The sequence below is a fragment of the Microbacterium sp. B24 genome (genome assembly GCF_000333415.1).
Classification (GTDB): Bacteria; Actinomycetota; Actinomycetes; order Actinomycetales; family Microbacteriaceae; genus Microbacterium.
Genome location: NZ_BADB01000473.1, coordinates 1 through 3212, shown reverse-complemented (window position 1 = coordinate 3212; position 3212 = coordinate 1). Strand labels below are relative to the sequence as shown.

2 protein-coding genes and 2 pseudogenes are annotated in these 3212 nt (G+C 70.6%); 1 reads left to right on the top strand and 3 read right to left on the bottom strand.

Features of this window, described 5'->3' with window-relative positions:
• Positions 1-982 (bottom strand): annotated as a pseudogene (locus I5I_RS13875) (DNA repair protein RadA); the annotation flags it as partial.
• Positions 983-1042: 60 nt separating this feature from the next.
• Positions 1043-1996, bottom strand: coding sequence for an L-lactate dehydrogenase (locus I5I_RS13870; RefSeq protein WP_016463670.1), 954 nt, complete (start codon positions 1994-1996; stop codon positions 1043-1045).
• Positions 1997-2110: 114 nt separating this feature from the next.
• Here I5I_RS13870 and I5I_RS13865 point away from each other — a divergent pair, with 114 nt between their 5' ends.
• The gene (locus tag I5I_RS13865) at positions 2111-2815 is read left to right on the top strand and encodes a DUF899 domain-containing protein (RefSeq protein ID WP_036321027.1); all 705 of its coding nucleotides are present in this window, start codon (positions 2111-2113) and stop codon (positions 2813-2815) included.
• On the opposite strand, the pseudogene I5I_RS13860 reads toward I5I_RS13865, so the two are convergent.
• Positions 2785-3212 (bottom strand): annotated as a pseudogene (locus I5I_RS13860) (MFS transporter); the annotation flags it as partial. The gene I5I_RS13865 and the pseudogene I5I_RS13860 overlap by 31 nt on opposite strands.

Here is a 3212-nt window from a genome sequence, read left to right as displayed (position 1 = left end):
ACGCCGCTGACGATGCGCCGTGGGTGGGGCCCGAACCGGGCAGCGTGAGCGCCTGCACCTCGACCGAAAGTGCACGTCGTCCCTCCATCGCGATGGTCACGCAGGTGCCCGGTTCGCGTGATCCGTGGCCGAGGAAGAGGGCGCTGGGGTCGGGCACCTCGGCGATGCCGCGACTCGTCTGCTCGAAGCAGCCGACCTCATCGGTGGCACCGAACCGGTTCTTGAGGGCGCGGACGAAGCGCAGCGCGGTCTGCCGGTCGCCCTCGAAGTGGCAGACGACGTCGACCAGGTGCTCCAGCACGCGCGGCCCCGCGACCTGCCCGTCCTTCGTGACATGGCCGACGATGATGACCGGAAGATCACGCTCCTTCGCCACGCGGATGAGCGTCGACGCGACCTCGCGCACCTGGCTGGGATGCCCCGGCGCTCCGTCGACGAGGCTGGAGCCGACCGTCTGGACGGAGTCGACGATCAGCAGCTCGGGACGAGTGTCGTCGACATGGCCCAGGATCGTGGCGAGGTCGGTTTCGCTCGCGAGGTAGAGCTCGTCGTGGAGGGCGCTGGTGCGCTCGGCGCGCAGGCGCACCTGTCCGAGCGACTCCTCGGCGCTCACGTACAGCACGCGCCGACCGGCGCGGGCGGTCTGTGCGGCGACCTCGAGCAGCAACGTCGACTTCCCGACGCCGGGCTCGCCGGACAGCAGGATGGCCGCACCGGGCACGAGGCCCCCGCCCAGCACGCGGTCGAACTCGCCGACGCCGGTGGTCCGCCGCGGCGTCTCACGCGTGTCGATCGAGGTGATGGGGCGCGCCGCACGCGTCGGCGCGAGCGGCGTCACCGCATGCACCTGCGTCGACGATACGGCCTCGACCACCGTTCCCCACTGCTGGCACTCCCCGCATCGCCCGACCCACTTCGCACTCGTCCAGCCGCACTCGGTGCAGCGGTACGCGCTCGTGGTCGCGGTGCGCTTTGATGCCATGCGTTCAGGCTAGTCGCGGCATCCGACAGTAGCGCCGGCCACCCCGTGGACGGCGAGAGATCAGCGCAGCGAGTCGGCGACCTCGCGGAGGGCGTCGGCCGAGCGACGGAACAGACCGAGCTCGTGGTCGGAGAACGACGTCTCGCGGATCGGCACCGCGCCCGCCGCCGACACGACCGCCGGGACGGACAGGGCGACACCGCTCACGCCGTGGAAGTCGTCGAGCACGGCCGAGACCGGCATGACGGCGTGTTCATCGTCGAGGATCGCCTCGACGATGCGGGCGCTGGACAGGCCGATCGCGTAGTTCGTCGCACCCTTGCCCTGGATGACCTTGTAGGCGGCGTCGCGCACGTCGACGGCGATCTGGTCGAGCTCCTCGACCGTGAACGGCGGCTGACCGTCGAGGGGCTGCCACTCCAGGATCGGGACGGTGCCGATGGTCGCGTGCGACCACAGCGGGAACTCGGTGTCGCCGTGCTCGCCCACGATGTAGGCGTGCACGCTGGAGATGGAGACGCCCGCACGCTGCGCGATCTTCCAGCGCAGTCGCGAGGTGTCGAGCACGGTGCCCGACGCGAAGATGCGCTCGTAGGGCAGGCCGGTGGTCTCCTGCGCGAGCACCGTCAGCACATCGCACGGATTGGTGACGATGACGAACGTCGCGTCGGGAGCGACGTCGAGCAGCTGCGGCATCATCGACTTCAGGATGTTGGCGTTGACGCCGGCCAGCTCGATACGGGTCTGCCCCGGTCGCTGCTTGGCGCCCGCCGTGATCACCACGACGTGCGAGCCCTTCGCGACCGAGATGTCGGCACCGCCGATGATGTCGCTCGACCCGGTGAACTGGGCGCCGTGTGCCAGATCGAGAACCTCGGCCTCGGTCTTCTCCGCGGCGATGTCGTAGAGGGCGACGTGGCGGGCCGAGCCGCGGATGAGGGCCGCGTAGGCCACGGAGGATCCGACCGCTCCCGCGCCGACGACGGTCAGTTTCGAGTTCTCGATCACGCTCATGGCCCCAGTCTGACAGGCCGGGGGATGCCGCGGCCACCGCCGGCAGCAGCCGTGCGAAACGGCGGCGTGCAGGGGGGTCTTGCGGACGGCGTCCGAGGGGCGAAAGATGCCGGCATGACGGACGATGCCCCTGCCCTGCCTCCGGTGGTCGACCTCGACACCTGGCGGCGCGAGTTGGCCGCTCTGCGCGTGCGCGAGAAGGCGGCGACCCGAGAGCTCGACGCGATCGCCGCGCAGCGGCGACGTCTGCCGATGGTCGAGCTGCCCGACTATGTGCTCGAGGGTCCCGACGGTCCCGTGCGCCTCGTCGACCTCTTCGGCGACAGGCGACAGTTGATCGTCTACAGCCACATGTGGACGGACGGGAAGCAGTGGCAGTGCCCGGGCTGCACGAGCTGGACGGCCCAATTCACGCGGCTGGAGTTCCTCGACGACTACGACGCACGGTTCGTCATCGTGACGCAGGGTCCGATCGACGAGGCGCTCGCCTACCGGGAGCGTGTGGGCAACCGCATGGACTGGTATTCGACGGCGCACAGTCCGTTCGGCGCCGACATGGGGGCGCCGCCGGACGCGGGGTTCGCGGTCAACGTGTTCCTGCGCGACGGCGAGAAGGTGTACCGCACGTGGCACACCGACGGGCGCGGCACCGAGCAGCTCGGACACCTTCACGGCCTGATCGACGTGCTGCCGTTCGGGCGGCAGGAGGCGTGGGAGGATTCGCCGCCCGGGTGGCCGCAGCATCCGACGTACGAGGGCGGCATCGGGTCGCCCGGCATCGCGGCGCTCTACGGGCCCGGAGGCTCCGCCGCCGGGTGAGCGACTCCCTCGGCGTCTCCTCCCGACGCATCCGAGCTGGATCGGCGTGGGTTGCGGATACCGAGAAGCGAGACCAGTCCGCCGACGATGAGAAGCGCGGCCGTGGTGACCGCCGCCCGGTGGAAGCCGGCCAGATCGAGTGCGCCACCGGTGATCGCGGCAAGGGCTGCGATCGGCAGCAGCCCCGCCACGCGGGCGACGGCGTTGTTGACCGCGGAGGCGATGCCGGATCGCTCCGGGTCGGCGGCCCCGAGGATCGTCGAGGTGAGGGGAGAGACGGTGAGGGCGAGTCCGAGCCCGAACACGACCATGCCCGGGAGCACCTGCCACCAGTAGTCGAAGTCGTCGGCGACGAGCAGCAGCAACAGCGCGCCGACCGACATGATGAGCGCCCGGC